At 73.0% G+C, this 14,296-nt stretch carries 14 protein-coding genes; 4 read left to right on the top strand and 10 right to left on the bottom strand.

Annotated elements, in window-relative coordinates; all coding sequences use genetic code 11:
- Positions 1-34: 34 nt before the first annotated feature.
- Positions 35-976, top strand: a complete 942-nt coding sequence (locus tag B0I31_RS02545) for a hypothetical protein (protein ID WP_106613628.1) — start codon at positions 35-37, stop codon at positions 974-976.
- Positions 973-1,344: a GntR family transcriptional regulator gene (locus B0I31_RS02550; protein ID WP_106613629.1), complete on the top strand. Its 372-nt coding sequence runs from the start codon at positions 973-975 to the stop codon at positions 1,342-1,344. Before B0I31_RS02545 ends, B0I31_RS02550 begins: the two co-directional genes overlap by 4 nt.
- Positions 1,345-1,349: 5 nt before the next feature.
- Here B0I31_RS02550 and B0I31_RS02555 read toward each other — a convergent pair whose 3' ends face one another.
- From B0I31_RS02555 to gatC, 7 genes are all read right to left on the bottom strand, one after another.
- Entirely contained in the window at positions 1,350-3,815 is a 2,466-nt protein-coding gene (locus B0I31_RS02555; RefSeq protein WP_245949605.1) for a M14 family metallopeptidase, read from the bottom strand.
- A 93-nt stretch (positions 3,816-3,908) separates the two neighbouring features.
- Positions 3,909-6,464, bottom strand: coding sequence for a CHAT domain-containing protein (locus B0I31_RS02560; RefSeq protein WP_342751450.1), 2,556 nt, complete (start codon positions 6,462-6,464; stop codon positions 3,909-3,911).
- 153 nt (positions 6,465-6,617) lie between these two features.
- The gene (locus B0I31_RS02565) at positions 6,618-6,899 is read right to left on the bottom strand and encodes a hypothetical protein (RefSeq protein WP_106613631.1); all 282 of its coding nucleotides are present in this window, start codon (positions 6,897-6,899) and stop codon (positions 6,618-6,620) included.
- 473 nt (positions 6,900-7,372) lie between these two features.
- The gene (gatB, locus tag B0I31_RS02570; protein ID WP_106613632.1) at positions 7,373-8,875 is read right to left on the bottom strand and encodes an Asp-tRNA(Asn)/Glu-tRNA(Gln) amidotransferase subunit GatB; all 1,503 of its coding nucleotides are present in this window, start codon (positions 8,873-8,875) and stop codon (positions 7,373-7,375) included.
- Entirely contained in the window at positions 8,872-9,063 is a 192-nt protein-coding gene (locus B0I31_RS02575) for a hypothetical protein (protein ID WP_106613633.1), read from the bottom strand. Before B0I31_RS02575 ends, gatB begins: the two co-directional genes overlap by 4 nt.
- The gene (gene gatA / locus B0I31_RS02580; protein WP_106613634.1) at positions 9,060-10,580 is read right to left on the bottom strand and encodes an Asp-tRNA(Asn)/Glu-tRNA(Gln) amidotransferase subunit GatA; all 1,521 of its coding nucleotides are present in this window, start codon (positions 10,578-10,580) and stop codon (positions 9,060-9,062) included. The genes B0I31_RS02575 and gatA overlap by 4 nt, the downstream gene beginning before the upstream one ends.
- Positions 10,577-10,876 (bottom strand): Asp-tRNA(Asn)/Glu-tRNA(Gln) amidotransferase subunit GatC, encoded by a 300-nt coding sequence (gene gatC / locus B0I31_RS02585; protein ID WP_015104569.1) that lies wholly within the window; start codon positions 10,874-10,876, stop codon positions 10,577-10,579. The genes gatA and gatC overlap by 4 nt, the downstream gene beginning before the upstream one ends.
- A gap of 218 nt (positions 10,877-11,094) precedes the next feature.
- Here gatC and B0I31_RS02590 point away from each other — a divergent pair, with 218 nt between their 5' ends.
- Positions 11,095-11,748, top strand: coding sequence for an ACT domain-containing protein (locus B0I31_RS02590; protein ID WP_106614002.1), 654 nt, complete (start codon positions 11,095-11,097; stop codon positions 11,746-11,748).
- Positions 11,749-11,898: 150 nt separating this feature from the next.
- On the opposite strand, the gene B0I31_RS02595 is transcribed toward B0I31_RS02590, so the two are convergent.
- Both B0I31_RS02595 and B0I31_RS02600 read right to left on the bottom strand, forming a co-directional pair.
- A complete protein-coding gene (locus tag B0I31_RS02595) occupies positions 11,899-12,537 on the bottom strand; it encodes a LysE family translocator (RefSeq protein WP_106613635.1) in 639 nt (212 codons plus the stop codon).
- A gap of 50 nt (positions 12,538-12,587) precedes the next feature.
- Complete coding sequence (locus B0I31_RS02600; protein ID WP_219910571.1) at positions 12,588-13,295, bottom strand: 3-keto-5-aminohexanoate cleavage protein; 708 nt, start codon at positions 13,293-13,295, stop codon at positions 12,588-12,590.
- Positions 13,296-13,321: 26 nt separating this feature from the next.
- On the opposite strand from B0I31_RS02600, the gene B0I31_RS02605 reads away from it, so the two are divergent.
- The gene (locus B0I31_RS02605) at positions 13,322-13,732 is read left to right on the top strand and encodes an SWIM zinc finger family protein (protein WP_106613636.1); all 411 of its coding nucleotides are present in this window, start codon (positions 13,322-13,324) and stop codon (positions 13,730-13,732) included.
- Here B0I31_RS02605 and B0I31_RS02610 read toward each other — a convergent pair.
- Positions 13,713-14,219 (bottom strand): GNAT family N-acetyltransferase, encoded by a 507-nt coding sequence (locus tag B0I31_RS02610; RefSeq protein ID WP_106613637.1) that lies wholly within the window; start codon positions 14,217-14,219, stop codon positions 13,713-13,715. The two genes, B0I31_RS02605 and B0I31_RS02610, sit on opposite strands and share 20 nt — an antisense overlap.
- Between the last annotated feature and the right edge of the window lie 77 nt (positions 14,220-14,296).

Here is a 14,296-nt window from a genome sequence, read left to right on the forward strand (position 1 = left end):
TGTGTCAAGGGGATGACACAAAGGGGGTGGCGTCGTGGGCGGACTCGTCGGGACGGCGCTGGTGCACGGACTGATCGGCTTGGCCGTGGTGGTCGTGCTGTGGCCGACGACGTCCGCCGGGCGGCGGTTCCTGCTGCGCTGGGGCGTGCCCGAGCCGGACGACCGGCAGAGCGCGCAGGCGGTGCGGTACCTGCGGGACCGGCGGCTGCTCTACCCGGTGCTGTTCCTGCTCACGCCGGTGGTGGCCGGGCCCGCCGCGCGCGCGTTCGGCTTCGCGGACCAGTCATCCGGCGCGGTGCGCAACTTCGCGCCGCTGCTCGTTGCGCTGCTGGTCGCGGAAGCCGCCGCGGCGCTGCGCCCGGTGCGCGGCACCAGGACCGCGACGCTGGCCCGCCGCCACTGGCGCGACCTGGTGCCGCGGTGGGCGATCGGGCTGCTGCTGGTGCTCGGCGCGGTGGCCGCCCTCCTGGCCGGGGCAGGGCTGGCCGCCCAGCCGTGGGCGGACCGGGTCGCCGCTACCTTCCCCGCCGACGGTGTGTGGCGTTCCGCCGATGGCACCGCGGAGGGGACCGTGTCGGTGCAGTACCTCGCGGAGATGCGCGAGCCGGTGAGCCTGGTCGCGCTCATCGGTGTGGCGTGCGGCCTGGTCGTCGTCCTGGGCGTGGTGCGGCTCGCGGTGCGTCGGCGGTCGTTGGCGGAGCCGCCGGTGGACGCCGCGTTCCGGACGCGCAGTGCCCGGGTCGCGGTCGGCATCGGCCTGGCGTGGACGGCGGCGGTGGTGCTGGTGGCGGGCAACCGGCTCGACTTCCTGCGCGGCCTCGACTTCACCGCGGCCGGGGCGGAACCGGTGCCCGCGTGGCTGGAGCACACGTCCACGGGTGGGTACCTGGGGCTCGTGACGCTGCTCGTCGGGGTGGGCGGCTGGATCTGGGTGGCGAACCCGTCCCGGCCACCGGCCTCGCGGACCGCCGCGTGACCCGGATCGTCGTCGACCCGGACAGCGGGGTGGCGCCCTGGCGGCAGGTGCGTGACCAGCTCGTGCACCTGATCCGGGTCGGCGAGCTGCCGGTCGGCGCACCGCTGCCGCCGATCCGGCAGCTGGCGCGTGACCTCGGGCTCTCGGTCGGGACGGTGGCGCGCGGGTACCGCGAACTGGAGTTGGCCGGTGTGCTGGCCACCGCGCGGCGCCGGGGCACGGTGGTGGCGGCGGTGCCCCGGACCGACGCGGTGACCGCCGCGGCACTCGCCGAGGCCGCGGCCGAGTACGCCGCGTCGGCCAAGGCCCTGGGCGTCGACCGGCAGGACGCGGTGCAGGCCCTGCTGCACGCCTGTCGCGACGAGTAGCCCGCTCAGCCCACCGTGGCGAAGATGGCGTCGGCAACCTGCCAGTACAGGCCCTTCGGGTGGTCGCGGAACAGCGGTTCGGTGCCGAACAGCACCGCCCGCGCGCCCCGCGGCGACGTGCCCGCCACGACCGCCGCCTGACCGGCCGCCTCCGCCTGCCCGCCCGACCCGTCCGGGCGCGTGGCCCAGTGCCCGGCGACCAGGTCCTGGTAGCGCTGCCGCACGACCACGCCGGGTCCGAGGTCGGTGAACCAGTACGGCGCGTACACGAACGCGTGGCCGACCGCGCCCGCGCCGTCCACCACCGACACGACGCCGTTCGCGTCCTCCCGGCCCGCGACCGCGCGCACCGGCAGCACACCTGCGTCGGCGTTGAACCGCGCTCCCGTCGCACCGCGCGTCACCACGCCGCCTCGCGCCAGGAACGCGTCCACCGCGGCCTTGGCGGGCGCGACGAGGTGGTCGTAGCGCAAGCCCGACGACACCAGCAGCACGTCGACCCCGGACAGGTCGAACCCGGCGTTCAGCACCTCCGTCGACACCGGCCGCACGTCGAAACCCATGTCCCGCAACGCCTTCAGCTCATCCGCCGCCACCGCGCCCGCCACCGCGGGACGGCGCAGCGGCGTGCCGCCCGGCCCCGCCGCGGTGAACCGGGCGCCGTACCGGTCCGACACCTCCTCGGCCGCCGCCCGCGCCGACGCGGGCACCACGATCGTGCCGTCGTCCTGCCTGCGCACCTCGACACCGCGGGCGAGCAGGTCGTTCACCGCCGCCGCGTCCTTGCCGTCGACCAGCGTGAGCGCCAGGTCGCTGCCCTCGGGCGCGTGCAGTGAACCGGTCGGCGACGCCGCCGCCACGTCACGCCCGCGCACGTGCAGCGGCCCGTCCCGCACGACGTCCACCGACGCGCCCCACAGCAGCCGGTGGCTCCAGCCGCTGATGTCGTACATGACCGGCACGTGGTCGGAGATGTCCCGACCGGCCTCCAGCATCACGTTGGCCAGCGCCCGCTTCGGCTGGTGCAGGTCCACCACGTACGACCCGGCCGGGTACGCGCGGTCGCCCAGCGTGAACGGCCGGTCCGCCCTCTTCACCCGGACGTCGTGCGCGACCAGGTGGTCGACCAGCCGTGCGGCGGCCTGCCCGGACCGCTGCCCGTCACCGACCGGTATGACGTACGCGCGCGGGAACTCCGTGGTGTAGCGGTCTTCGGGGCCGAAGCCGGGCACGAAACCGTCCGGCACGACCCGCTGCGGCTCGCCCGCCAGGCCGCGGCGGAACATCTCGATCTGGTTGTCCACCATCGCGGTCCGGTGCTGCTGCACGTACGCGAGCGCGCTGCGGATCGTCGCCTCGACCACGTCCGTGTTGATCGCCGAACGACGCCGCAGCTCCATCACCGGCTGTGTCGTGTAATCGCCTCGGTTCACCCGCATCGGGATCTCGATCGTGTAGGACACCGCGCCGTGGTACATCGAGTACTGGGCGGTGTAGATCGGCGCCCAGCCGTCCCACACGCCCGGTTCGTAGTCGCGGAACGGGATCTCCGGCGTGGCCGCCTCCGGGTGGCCGAGCGCCCGCACGGCGTCCTCCATGCGCAGCCCGCCCGCGTAACCGTGCTCGATGTAGAGGTCGAAGTCGTAGTTCTGGCCGTGCGGCGGGGTGGTCGGCTCGATCAGCGTGTTGGCCACGTACCCGTGCTCGTCGAGCACCAGCAGCGGCTGGACGCGCTTGACCACGTCCCGCATCGCCCGCGACTCCGGCTGCGACGAGGTGACGAAGTCGCGGTTGAGGTCGAACCCGCTCGCGTTGGCGCGGGTACCGGCCACCCGCCCGTCCGGGTTCGCGGTCAGGTTCACGTAGACCCGGTGGCGGCGCAGGAAGTCCCGCGCGGCCGGGTCGAAGGCCAGGTCCTCGATCACGCGCAGCGCGCCGTCGGTGCCCTCCCACTCGTCGCCGTGGATGTTGGCGTTGATCCACACCGGCGCCTTGTAGCCGCCGCGCAGGAAGACGTCCCGGGCGGCGCCGACCGGGTCGTTCTCGATCTTGTCGCGCCACGCCTCCTGCCTGCGGGTCTCCGCCGGGCTCTCCGGCGCGGTGAGCGTGACCAGGTAGAGGTCGCGGCCCGCGGTGGACCGGCCGACGACCTCGACGGACACCCGGTCGCTGCGGCGCTGCAGGTCGTTCAGGCGCGGCGCGAGCGAGTGGTAGGGCGCGAGACCGAGCTTGATCGACCGGTCGGCCTGGTCCTCCGGGTAGACCCGCAGCAGGGTGCGGCGCGGGTAGCCGGGGTTGGCGTCGGGCCAGTTGTCGCCGCGCGCGCTGGCGTGCAGCGGCGCGTCGACGGCCGCGACCTGGTTGCGCTCCGGGCCGTTGCCCGGCTCGTGCGCCCGGCCGACCGCGGGCGCGGCGGTCGCCGGGGTGGTCATCGTGGCCAGCAACAGCAGCGTCAGCGTCAACCAGCGCACCGGACCCCCTGGGGGTGATCGCCGAAGAACTCCTCCACCCTGACTAGTGGGTGCGGGTGATCCCGGTCAACCGGTCGAACGGCTGGTCAAGCGCTAACCCGAACCAAGGCACACGAACGGACGACGCAGCGGGTCCACCGCGACCGCCTCGGCCAGTGCCACGGCCGGTGACGCGCCGGCCGCCAGGTTGCGGTGGAAGTCGGCCATCGCCGCGGCCGAGGGCTGGTCGCCCACCCGGCTGGACGCGGCGATCACCGTCCGGGCACCGCCCGCCAGCAACGCGCCCGCGAACCCCAGCGGCTCGTCACCGGGCCGCACCCGGTTCAGCGCCAGCTCGCACGCGGCCAGCACCACCTGGTGCGGCGGGCGGCGGACCCGGCCGATCTCGTGCGCGAACATCGCGCCGTCGACCAGCTCCAGCCGGGAGAACAGCGCGTTCTCCGGCTCGTGCTCGCCGTGCGCGGCGATGTGCGCCAGCTCCACCCCGTCCAGCGCCTCCAGCACCGCGCCGACCCTGGCCTCGTTCACGCCGAGCAGCTTCGCGTCACCGTGGTAGCCGGCCAGCCGGTCGATCTCGCCCTGCGCGGCCTGCAACCCGGGACCGCGCACCAGCAGCACGCCGTCGACCGGCGCCCGCTCCCCGCGGATCGCCGACACCCACGCGGTGGCCGAGGGCACCGCCGTCGTGGGCCGGTTCGCGCACGTCGGCAGCACGTTCCACGGCACCACGTACAGCGCGCCGGTGGGCACCACGACCAGCGACCGGTCCCCGATCATCGGCGCCAGCGGGCGCAGCAGCAGCCGGTCCAGCTTCTCCGCCTCACGGCGCGCGGACGCGGAGATGACCTCGACCAGCGGCGCCGGCAGGTGGTCGGGCGCGAGCGCGTTGAGGTCGGCGTGCAGGCGGCGCGCGCCCTCGGTGGCCTCGGCGGCCGACCCGAGCCGCACCATGCGCACCCGAGCACCGGCGAACACCACCGCGATCAGCTCGTCGCCGGACACCGCGAAGCTCACCATCGCCTGCCCGGACAGCCGGTCGAGCACCTCGTCCGGCTTGACGACCGGGCGCGGCGTGCCCCAGGGGCTGGCGCTCCAGCCCATCCGGGTGGCCGCGCGCTGGCTCGCCTTGAGCCGCGCCTCCAGCTCCTGGGTCGGCAGGCCGTCGAGGCGGGCCCGCAGCAGGGCGCGGCTGAGCCTGCGCACCTCGGCGATCCGCTCGCCCAGCTCGGAATCCACAGTGGACTCGGCCGGGTCGTACCGGTACAGCTGGGCCCTGGTCCGCTCCAGCCAGGTGAACAGGCGCTTGGCGTTGGCCGCCGAGTCACGACCGCCCAGCACCAGGCGCACGGCCAGTTCGCCCAGCTCACGGCCGTGCACGGCGGTGCCGGACACCAGTTCCAGCCCGCCGAGCCGGTCCCGCAGCCTGCCCAGTTCCGCCAGGCCCGCCTTGGCCTGTGCCAGCGCCACCCGCTGGTTGCCGCGCGCCAGCGCCAGCTCCGCCCGGCACAGCCGCAGCAGCATCCGGTGGTCGATCGGCGAGATCCGGCGCGACTTGGGCACGCTGCGCAGCAGCTCGGCGCCCCGGTCCGGGTCGCCGCGGCGGATCTCCAGCCTGGCCGCCAGCACCAGCGCGAACGCCGCCTGGTCGTGCAGCTTCAGCGCGGCCAGCTCCCCGGACAGCTCGATCGCCCGCCGCACCACCCCGGCGACCGGGCGGCGTGAACCGAGCGCGCGCACCGCGTCCACCCGCAACGCGATCAGCCCCGACACCGCCGCCCACGCCGGGCTACCGCGCCGGACCAGCTTGCGCTGCGCCGAGTTCGCCATCCGCCGGGCCAGCACGAGGTCGCCGTCCTGCAACGCCGCCGCCGCGCGGAACAGCTCCGCCTCGGCGACGTCCTGCCCGATGCGCTGGCGGCGCAGCTCCGGCAGCACCTCGTCCAGCAGCCTGCCCGCCTCGTCGGCCAGCCCGACGCTGATCATCGCCTCCGCCTGGTCGATGCGCAGCCGCAGCAGCAGGCCGGGTTCGAGGTCCTGGAACGCCCGGTTGGCCTCCTGGTAGTGGCGCAGGGCGGCCGGGATGTCGCCGGCTCGCTGCTCCGCGTTGCCCAACGCGTGCTTGGCGATCGAGGCGCGCAGCGGCAGGTCGTGCGCGTCGGCCAGCTCGACGGCGCGGTTGAGGTCGCGGACGGCCTTCTCGTGCCGGTGCACCTCGCCGTGCGCGTTGCCCCGGTTGGACAGGGCCAGCGCGAGCAGGTCGACGGCCTCCGGGTCGGCGTGCGCGCGCAGCCGCCGTTCGCTGCGCTCGATCTCCACGTCCAGCTGGGCGATGCCCTCGTCGATGCGGCCGACCCGGCACAGCAGCGCGGCGCGGTTGAGGTTGACCAGGGTGGACAGGTGGGCCCGCAGCGCCTCGTCGCGCAGCCCGGCGAGCTCGGAGTCGACGCCCGCGAGCTGGGTCAGGCCGTCGTCCACCTTGCCCGTCTCGGCCAGGCAGAACGCCAGCGTGTTGCGCAGCCGGGTGCGGACCTCGAGCCGTTCCTGCGGGTCGATCCCGGGGGTCTCCAGCAGCGCGAGGCCCCGGCGCATCTGCCGGATGGCGGACGGGTGGCGGTCGGCGGTGGCCGCGTCGCGCGCGCTGCGGTGCAACTGCCGGGCCAGTCTGACCGCGTGATCCGGTCCGGAGGAGCCACGCGTTTCGCCAGGCACGGTCATATGAGATCACAAGCGGAAGACGAATGCCGCCGACCTGTGGCCGGCGGCATTCGGTGTGACGTCACCGTGATTGTCGGTGACCGGTTATTACTTCGTCTGGGTGACAGCCGCCGGCTCGTCGGTCGTCGGCTTGTAAGGCCCGCCGTTGGTCTCCGGGTCGCCGGTCGGCTTGTACGGGCCGCCCATCGGCTTCACCAGCCGCTCGACCTCGGGGTCGTCGGTGGTCGGCTTGTACGGGCCACCGGTGGGTTCCAGGCCACCGACGTCGACCAGGTCGACGCTGGTCTGGCCGGTGTCGACGCCCCCGTCGACGACCGCGTCCTCGATGGCGTCGATCTCGGCGACGAGCTTCGGATCGGTGCGGGTCATGGTGTTGCCTCCCCTACAACGGGCCCCTGATCGGGGCAGCCTCGGCGGCTGATCCAGGTAGTTTCGGTGGCCCCCCGGCCTGCCGAACGGCCCAAGCGTGACACAGATGGACGCACCTGGGGAGGTGGAGATTTACCTAGAGCTACCAACGGGCTGATCTTGAGCTTCGCTGACCAGCACCGCAGAGCCGGTTCGAGGGGCGTTACCACTCGAATGGGGGAACGTGTTAACAGGCTGCAGGCGCCCTGGACCCGCAATAAGGCGAGTCCACGCGGTCCGCCCGACGTGGAATCGCACCGCGGTAATTCCCCGTTCGGCCACGGGCCGTCCCGAAATGGTGACGAACGGTGTCCGAGTGGACGAATCGCGAATGGACCACCCCCGGCGCGGACCCGACTCGGGCACATCGGGCACAAAACGGCGGTGGGGCGGGGCCGCGTCACGCAGCACCGCCCCACCGCCGGGTCGAACCCCTACGAACAGCGGGCGATGATCAGCTCGCGCACGCGCTTCGCGTCCGCCTGGCCCTTCGTCGCCTTCATCACCGCGCCGACGATCGCACCCGCCGCGGCCACCTTGCCGTCGCGGATCTTCGCCGCCACGTCCGGCTGCGCGGCCAGCGCCTCGTCCACCGCCTTCTCCAGCGCCGAGTCGTCCGAGACGACCTTCAGGCCACGCGCCTCGATGACGGCCTCCGGCTCGCCCTCGCCGTCCAGCACGCCGGTCACCACCTCGCGCGCGAGCTTGTTGGTCAGCTCACCGGAGTTCACCAGCGCGATCACCCGGGCGATCTGCGCCGGCGTGATGCCCAGCTCGGCCAGCTCGACACCGCGGGCGTTGGCCTCCTTGGTCAGGTAGGCCACCCACCACGACCGGGCCTCGGCGTGCGTCGCGCCCGCGTCCACCGTGGCCGTCACCAGGTCCACCGCACCCGCGTTGACCAGGTCGCGCAGCTCGGCGTCGGTCAGCGACCACTCCTGCTGCACCCGCTTGCGGCGCTCCCACGGCAGCTCCGGCAGCGTGCCGCGCAGTTCCTCCACCCACTCGCGCGACGGCGCGATCGGCACCAGGTCGGGCTCCGGGAAGTACCGGTAGTCCTCCGCGGTCTCCTTCGTGCGGCCCGACGAGGTGGACCCCGTCGACTCGTCGAAGTGCCTGGTCTCCTGGGTGATCTCGCCGCCGGACGCCAGCAGCGCCGCCTGGCGGGTCATCTCGAACCGCACCGCCCGCTCGACGCTGCGCAGCGAGTTCACGTTCTTGGTCTCGGTGCGCGTGCCGAACTCGGTCGCGTCCTTGGCCATCAGCGACACGTTCGCGTCGCAGCGCAGCGAACCCTGGTCCATCCGCACGTCCGACACGTCCAGCGCCTTCAGCAGGTCGCGCAACGCGGTCACGTAGGCCCGCGCCACCTCCGGCGCCCGCTCACCGGTGCCCGTGATCGGCTTGGTGACGATCTCGATCAGCGGCACGCCCGCGCGGTTGTAGTCGAGCAGCGAGTGCTCCGCGCCGTGGATCCGCCCGGTCGCGCCGCCGACGTGCAGCGACTTGCCGGTGTCCTCCTCCATGTGCGCGCGCTCGATCTCGACCCGGAACAGCGAGCCGTCGTCCAGCGTCACGTCCAGGTAGCCGTTGAACGCGATCGGCTCGTCGTACTGCGAGGTCTGGAAGTTCTTCGGCATGTCCGGGTAGAAGTAGTTCTTCCGGGCGAACCGGCACCACTCGGCGATCTCGCAGTTGAGCGCCAACCCGATCCGGATCGCCGACTCCACCGCCTTGCCGTTGAGCGCGGGCAGCGCGCCGGGCATGCCCAGGCACACCGGGCAGACCTGCGTGTTCGGCTCGCCGCCGAAGACGTTCGCGCAGCCGCAGAACATCTTGGTGTTGGTGTGCAGCTCGACGTGCACCTCCAACCCCAGCACCGGGTCGAAGCGCTCGATGACCTCGGCGTAGTCCATCAGCTCGTGCACCGACGTCATGCCTTCCCGTCCTTCCGCAGACCCCGCACGGCCAGCGCCGCGCCGGTGATCGCCACCAGGATGCTCGCCGCCGCGTTGGCCAGGGCGAGCTTGTCGTTCTTGCCGCGAGCCGACTTCAACGTGGAGAACGCGCTGGTGGCCGCACCCGCGGCGCCGACGAGCGCGAGGACCGTACGCGCCCGCTTCACCGCGCCACCCCCGCCAACTGCGGCACGCCGCTGATCACCGGAGCGCCGAGCGCCGCGTCACGCGCCACCTCGTACGCCGCCGCCACCCGGTACATCCGGTGGTCCTGCAACGCGGGCGCCATGATCTGCAGGCCGACCGGCAGGCCGTCTTCGTCGGACAGTCCGCTCGGGACGCTCATGGCGGCGTTGCCGGCGAGGTTCGCCGGGATCGTGCACAGGTCCGCCTTGTACATCGCCATCGGGTCGTTCGTGCGCTCGCCGATCGGGAACGCGGTGGTCGGCGTGGTCGGCGAGACCAGCACGTCCACGGTGGCGAACGCGGCGTCGAAGTCGCGGCTGATCAGCGTGCGCACCTTCTGCGCGGAGCCGTAGTAGGCGTCGTAGTAGCCCGACGACAGCGCGTACGTGCCGATCATGATGCGGCGCTTCACCTCGGGGCCGAAACCGGCCTCGCGGGTCAGCGACATGACCTCCTCGGCGCTGCGCGTGCCGTCGTCGCCCACCCGGATGCCGTAGCGCATCGCGTCGAACCGGGCCAGGTTGGACGACGCCTCGCTGGGCGCGATCAGGTAGTACGCGGGCAGCGCGTAGTCGAAGCTGGGGCACGACACCTCGACGACCTCGGCGCCCAGCTGCTTGAGCTGCGCCACGGCCGCTTCGAAGCTGCGCAGCACGCCGGGCTGGTAGCCCTCGCCGCTGAACTGCGTGACCACGCCGACGCGCACACCGGACAGGTCACCGTTCGCGCCCTCGCGGGCGGCAGCCACCACCGGCGGCACGGGCGCGTCGATCGAAGTGGAGTCCATCGGGTCGTACCCGGCGATGACCTCGTGCAGCAGGGCCGCGTCCAGCACCGTGCGGGCGCACGGGCCGGCCTGGTCCAGCGACGACGAGAACGCCACCAGCCCGTACCGCGAGACACCGCCGTAGGTGGGCTTCACGCCGACCGTGCCGGTGACCGCGCCGGGCTGGCGGATCGAGCCGCCGGTGTCCGTGCCGATCGACAGCGGCGCCTCGAACGCGGCCAGCGCCGCCGCCGAGCCACCGCCCGAGCCGCCCGGGATGCGGTCGGTGTCCCACGGGTTGCGGGTCGGGCCGTAGGCCGAGTTCTCGGTGGAGGAGCCCATCGCGAACTCGTCCATGTTGGTCTTGCCGAGGATCACCAGGCCGGCTTCCTTCAGCCGGCGCGTGACCGTGGCGTCGTAGGGCGGGATCCAGCCCTCGAGGATCTTCGAGCCGACCGTGGTCGGCACGCCCTCGGTGGTGAGCACGTCCTTGAGCGCGATCGGCACGCCGGCCAGCGGGCCCACGTGGGCGCCGGCGGCGATGTCCTCGTCGACCTTGCGGGCGGCGTTCAGCGCACCCTCGGTGTCGACGTGCAGGAACGCGTTGACCGCGCCGTCGACCTCACCGATCCGGTCGAGGTGGGCCTGCGCGACCTCCACCGCGGAGACCTCGCGGTTCGCGATCCTGGCCGCCAGCTCGGCGGCCGTGGCGCGGGTCAGGTCGGCGGTCATGCTTCCTCCCCCAGGATGCGGGGCACGCGGAAACGGCCGTCCTCGGCGGCGGGGGCGCCCGCGAGCGCCTGCTGCTGACCGAGGCTGGGACGCACCACGTCCTCGCGGAACACGTTGGTCAGCGGAACGGCGTGCGAAGTGGGCGGGATGTCCGCGGTGGCGATGTCGCCCACCGTGGCCACCGACTGCAGGATCACGTCAAGCTGGCCGGCGAACAGGTCGAGCTCGTCGTCGGTGACGGCGAGCCTCGCCAAGCGGGCCAGGTGCGCGACCTCGTCGCGGGAGATGCTGGGCACCTCGTCAACCCCCGTGGGTCGGTTCTTCGGATTTTGGACCTGCCGAGTCTATTGGCTGGTCAGGCCGACCTCCGACCGGGTTGCCCGCGCTCGCGCGCGAGGGTGCGCGATTTTACCCGTGTGCAACGCGCCCGGTGGGTCGGAAAGCGAAGCTGCGTCTGCGAGAATCATCGGCCGGCGAGTTTCCACCTCGACGTTCCACCTTGGAGGCGTGCACCGTGTCCTTCCTGATCCGGGTCCAGCTCCCGGACCGTCCCGGCACCCTGGGCGCGGTCGCCTCCGCGCTCGGCGCGATCGGGGCCGACATCCTCAGCGTGGACGTGGTGGAGCGCGGGGCGGGCCTGGCCATCGACGACCTGGTGGTCGAACTGCCGTCCGGGCGGCTGCCGGACGTGCTGATCACGGCCGCGGAGTCCATCGAAGGGGTCGAGGTGGACGCCGTGCGGCCGTACGCGGGTGTGCTGGACACCCACCGCGAGCTGGAGTTGGTGGAGGACATCGCCGACGACCCGCGCAACGGGCTGGCGGTGTTCACCGAGGGCGTGCCGAAGATCATCCGGGCGGGGTGGGCGGTGGTCGTGTCGTGGGACGGCCGCACCGTGCACCGCCTGACCTCGTCGTCGGCCGCGCCGGAGACCAAGCTGGCGACCCCGCCGTGGCTGCCGCTGGCCCGCGCCACCGTGCTGGACGGCGAGGACTCGTGGGTGCCGGAGACGTGGCAGGAACTGGGCACCGAACTGGCCGCCACCCCGCTGGGCAAACCGGACCGCGTCCTGCTGGTGGGCCGCCCCGGCGGCCCGATGTTCCGCGCCGCCGAAGTCGCCCGCCTCGCCCACCTGGCCGGCATCGTCTCCGTCGTCCTCCCCGACTAACCCCGCGAGAGTCCAACGTTCACGGCGCGAGAGTCCAACGCTCAGGCACCCCGAATTCAACGCTCGGCCCGACCAGCCGGTACGTCCGAGCGTTGAACTCACGGGTCCTGAGCGTTGGACTCTCGCGCGCTCAGCGTTGGACTCTCGCGGTCAGGGGTGGCGGCTGGTGGTGGCGATGGTGACGCCCAGGCCGATCATGGTCAGGCCGCCGGCGCCGCCCACCAGGGCCAAGCGGCGGGGTGAACGGGCGAACCAGGTGCGGGCGGTGGCGGCGGCCAGGCCCCAGACGCTGTCGGACGCCAGCGCGATGACGTTGAACAGCAGGCCGAGCAGGAGCATCTGAGCCGCGACGCCGCCCTGCGCGCGGTCCACGAACTGCGGCAGCACGGCGGCGAAGAACACGATCGTCTTCGGGTTCGCCACGCCGACCGCGAAGCCCTCCCACAACGTGCGCAGCCCGCCGTGCGCCGGACCACCGGCGGTGAACGACGCGTGCAACGCCCCGCGCTGCCGCACCGCCTTCACCCCCAGGTACACCAGGTACGCGGCGCCCACCAGCTTCAACGTCGTGAACACGACCGCCGAACGCTCCACCACCGCCCCGACACCGAACGCGACGGCCACGACCAGCGCGTAAGCCCCGAGCGTGTTGCCCAGCACGGTGATCAGCGCGGCCCGACGCCCCTGCGCCAACGCCCGCCCGACCACGAACAGCACGCTCGGCCCGGGGATCACGATCAGCAGGAACGACATGGCCGCGAAGGCGAGCAGCCGGTCAGTGGACACCATGCCGCCACGAAACCACGATCCGCACCCCCGCTACCAGCGTTTTTCCACCCTCACCGAGCCAGTTCCACGAGCTGGGCGTTGTCGACCGCCGCCGTGCCGTCACGCGCGGTGAGCGTGTCCTCGAGACCGATCCGCGTGTCCAGCCCGCGCGCCACCGCGAGGTCGAGCACCGGCCACGCGCTGTCGTCCTCACCGTGCAGCAGGATCGGCACACCCAGCGGAACCAGCAGGTCCACCAGCCGCACGGCGTCGTCCACGGTCTCCCCCGGCTGCACCTCCGCCAGCACCCGCACCGTCCCCGCGGGCACGCCGACGTCCAGCAACGTCCGCGCCGCCCCCACGTCGAACACACCGAGCTCGATCCCGATCCCCGCGTCACGCAGCGCCGCGGCCACGCCGAGCCAGCCGTCCTCGTGGACGTTGACGGACGCGAAGTCGGGACGTCCGGCCGCCAGCCCCGCCCACCCGAGCACCAGCTCCGCCCGTCGCACGGGATCCGGCACGATCCACGCGCCGGTGGTCACGCCGATCTCCGCGTGCGCCACGGCGGCCCGCACCACGGACACCGCCGTCGCGACCTCCGGACCGGCCAGCACCTCCAACCCCACCACGTCACGCGGGTGCAGGTGGAACGACGTCACGCCCAGCTCGGCGCACCCCGCGGCGTCGGCCGCCAGCTGCTGCGGGGTGATCGGCAGACTAGGGTGGCTGCCCGGCTCACGGGCGCCGTTCAGACAAGCCTGGAGCACGAAACCCACCGAACCACAAGGTGTTGGATACCGCCATGCCGACGCTGACCTCAGCCCTGCTGCGCCACCACGCGGGCGCCAAGTCGTACTGGCGCGGGCTGACCTACCGGGACTCCGTGGTCGAGCTGTCCGTCCGCTCGCGGCACGTGGAAGGCGTGGTCGTCGGCGCGGATGAGTACCGGGTGACCTTGGAGTGGGACGACACCCGCCTGGTCGGCGCCTGCACCTGCCCGTACGGGTCGCAGGGCTTCTTCTGCAAGCACTGCGTCGCGCTGGGCCTGGTGCTGCTGGAGCGCGGCCTGACCGTGCCGCCGCCGGACGCGGAGGACGAGGAGCTGCGCGACCGCCTCGCCGAACTCGACCACGCGACCCTGGTGGAGCTGCTCTACGACCGCGCCGCGCGCGACCGGTCGCTGCGCGACGAGATCATGCGAGTTCGAGGCTGAACCCGAGCGCGGTCACGTCCACGCCCGGCACCGGCCGCCAGTCCCGGTCGGGCTGTCGCCGGAACCCCAGCCGCCGGTAGAGCCGGTGCGCCGTGGTCATGTGCTCGGAGCTGCTCATCACCAGCCGCCGCGCGCCGAGTTCCCGCGCCCGCACGATCACCGCCCGCACCAACGCCTCACCGACACCGCGGCCGCGCGCGGCCGGGCTCACCGCGAGCATCCGGAACTCCACCTCGCCGTCCCGGCTGACCTCGGCGTACGGGGTGCCGGGCCGGACCACGGTGACGGTGCCGAGCACGGTGTCCTCGACGTCCACCGCCACCAGCAGCTCCGCTTCACGGGCCCGGGTGCGCGTATCGACCAGCGTGTCGGCGTACCCGCCGGTGTGGCTGTCGATGTGGCGGTCGGCCTGGTAGGCGGCCACGGTGATCGCACCCGCCGCCGCCCACTCGTCTTCCCTGGCGGGCCTCACCACGATGTCGGCCATCTGGTTCCCCTCTGCGCGTCATCGGACAGTCCACGATTGTCGTCCACACAACTGCCGCGCCAGGGGTTCGATCAAGA

The organism is Saccharothrix carnea (genome assembly GCF_003014735.1).
GTDB lineage: Bacteria > Actinomycetota > Actinomycetes > Mycobacteriales > Pseudonocardiaceae > Actinosynnema > Actinosynnema carneum.

What these genes read in the sequence shown, in the direction of transcription:
- B0I31_RS02565 (WP_106613631.1), bottom strand. Translation starts at nt 6,899, where the DNA reads ATGACCCGCACCGATCCGAAGCTCGTCGCCGAGATCGACGCCATCGAG.
- gatB (WP_106613632.1), bottom strand. Translation starts at nt 8,875, where the DNA reads ATGACGTCGGTGCACGAGCTGATGGACTACGCCGAGGTCATCGAGCGC.
- B0I31_RS02605 (WP_106613636.1), top strand. Translation starts at nt 13,322, where the DNA reads ATGCCGACGCTGACCTCAGCCCTGCTGCGCCACCACGCGGGCGCCAAG.
- gatA (WP_106613634.1), bottom strand. Translation starts at nt 10,580, where the DNA reads ATGACCGCCGACCTGACCCGCGCCACGGCCGCCGAGCTGGCGGCCAGG.
- B0I31_RS02610 (WP_106613637.1), bottom strand. Translation starts at nt 14,219, where the DNA reads ATGGCCGACATCGTGGTGAGGCCCGCCAGGGAAGACGAGTGGGCGGCG.
- B0I31_RS02595 (WP_106613635.1), bottom strand. Translation starts at nt 12,537, where the DNA reads ATGGTGTCCACTGACCGGCTGCTCGCCTTCGCGGCCATGTCGTTCCTG.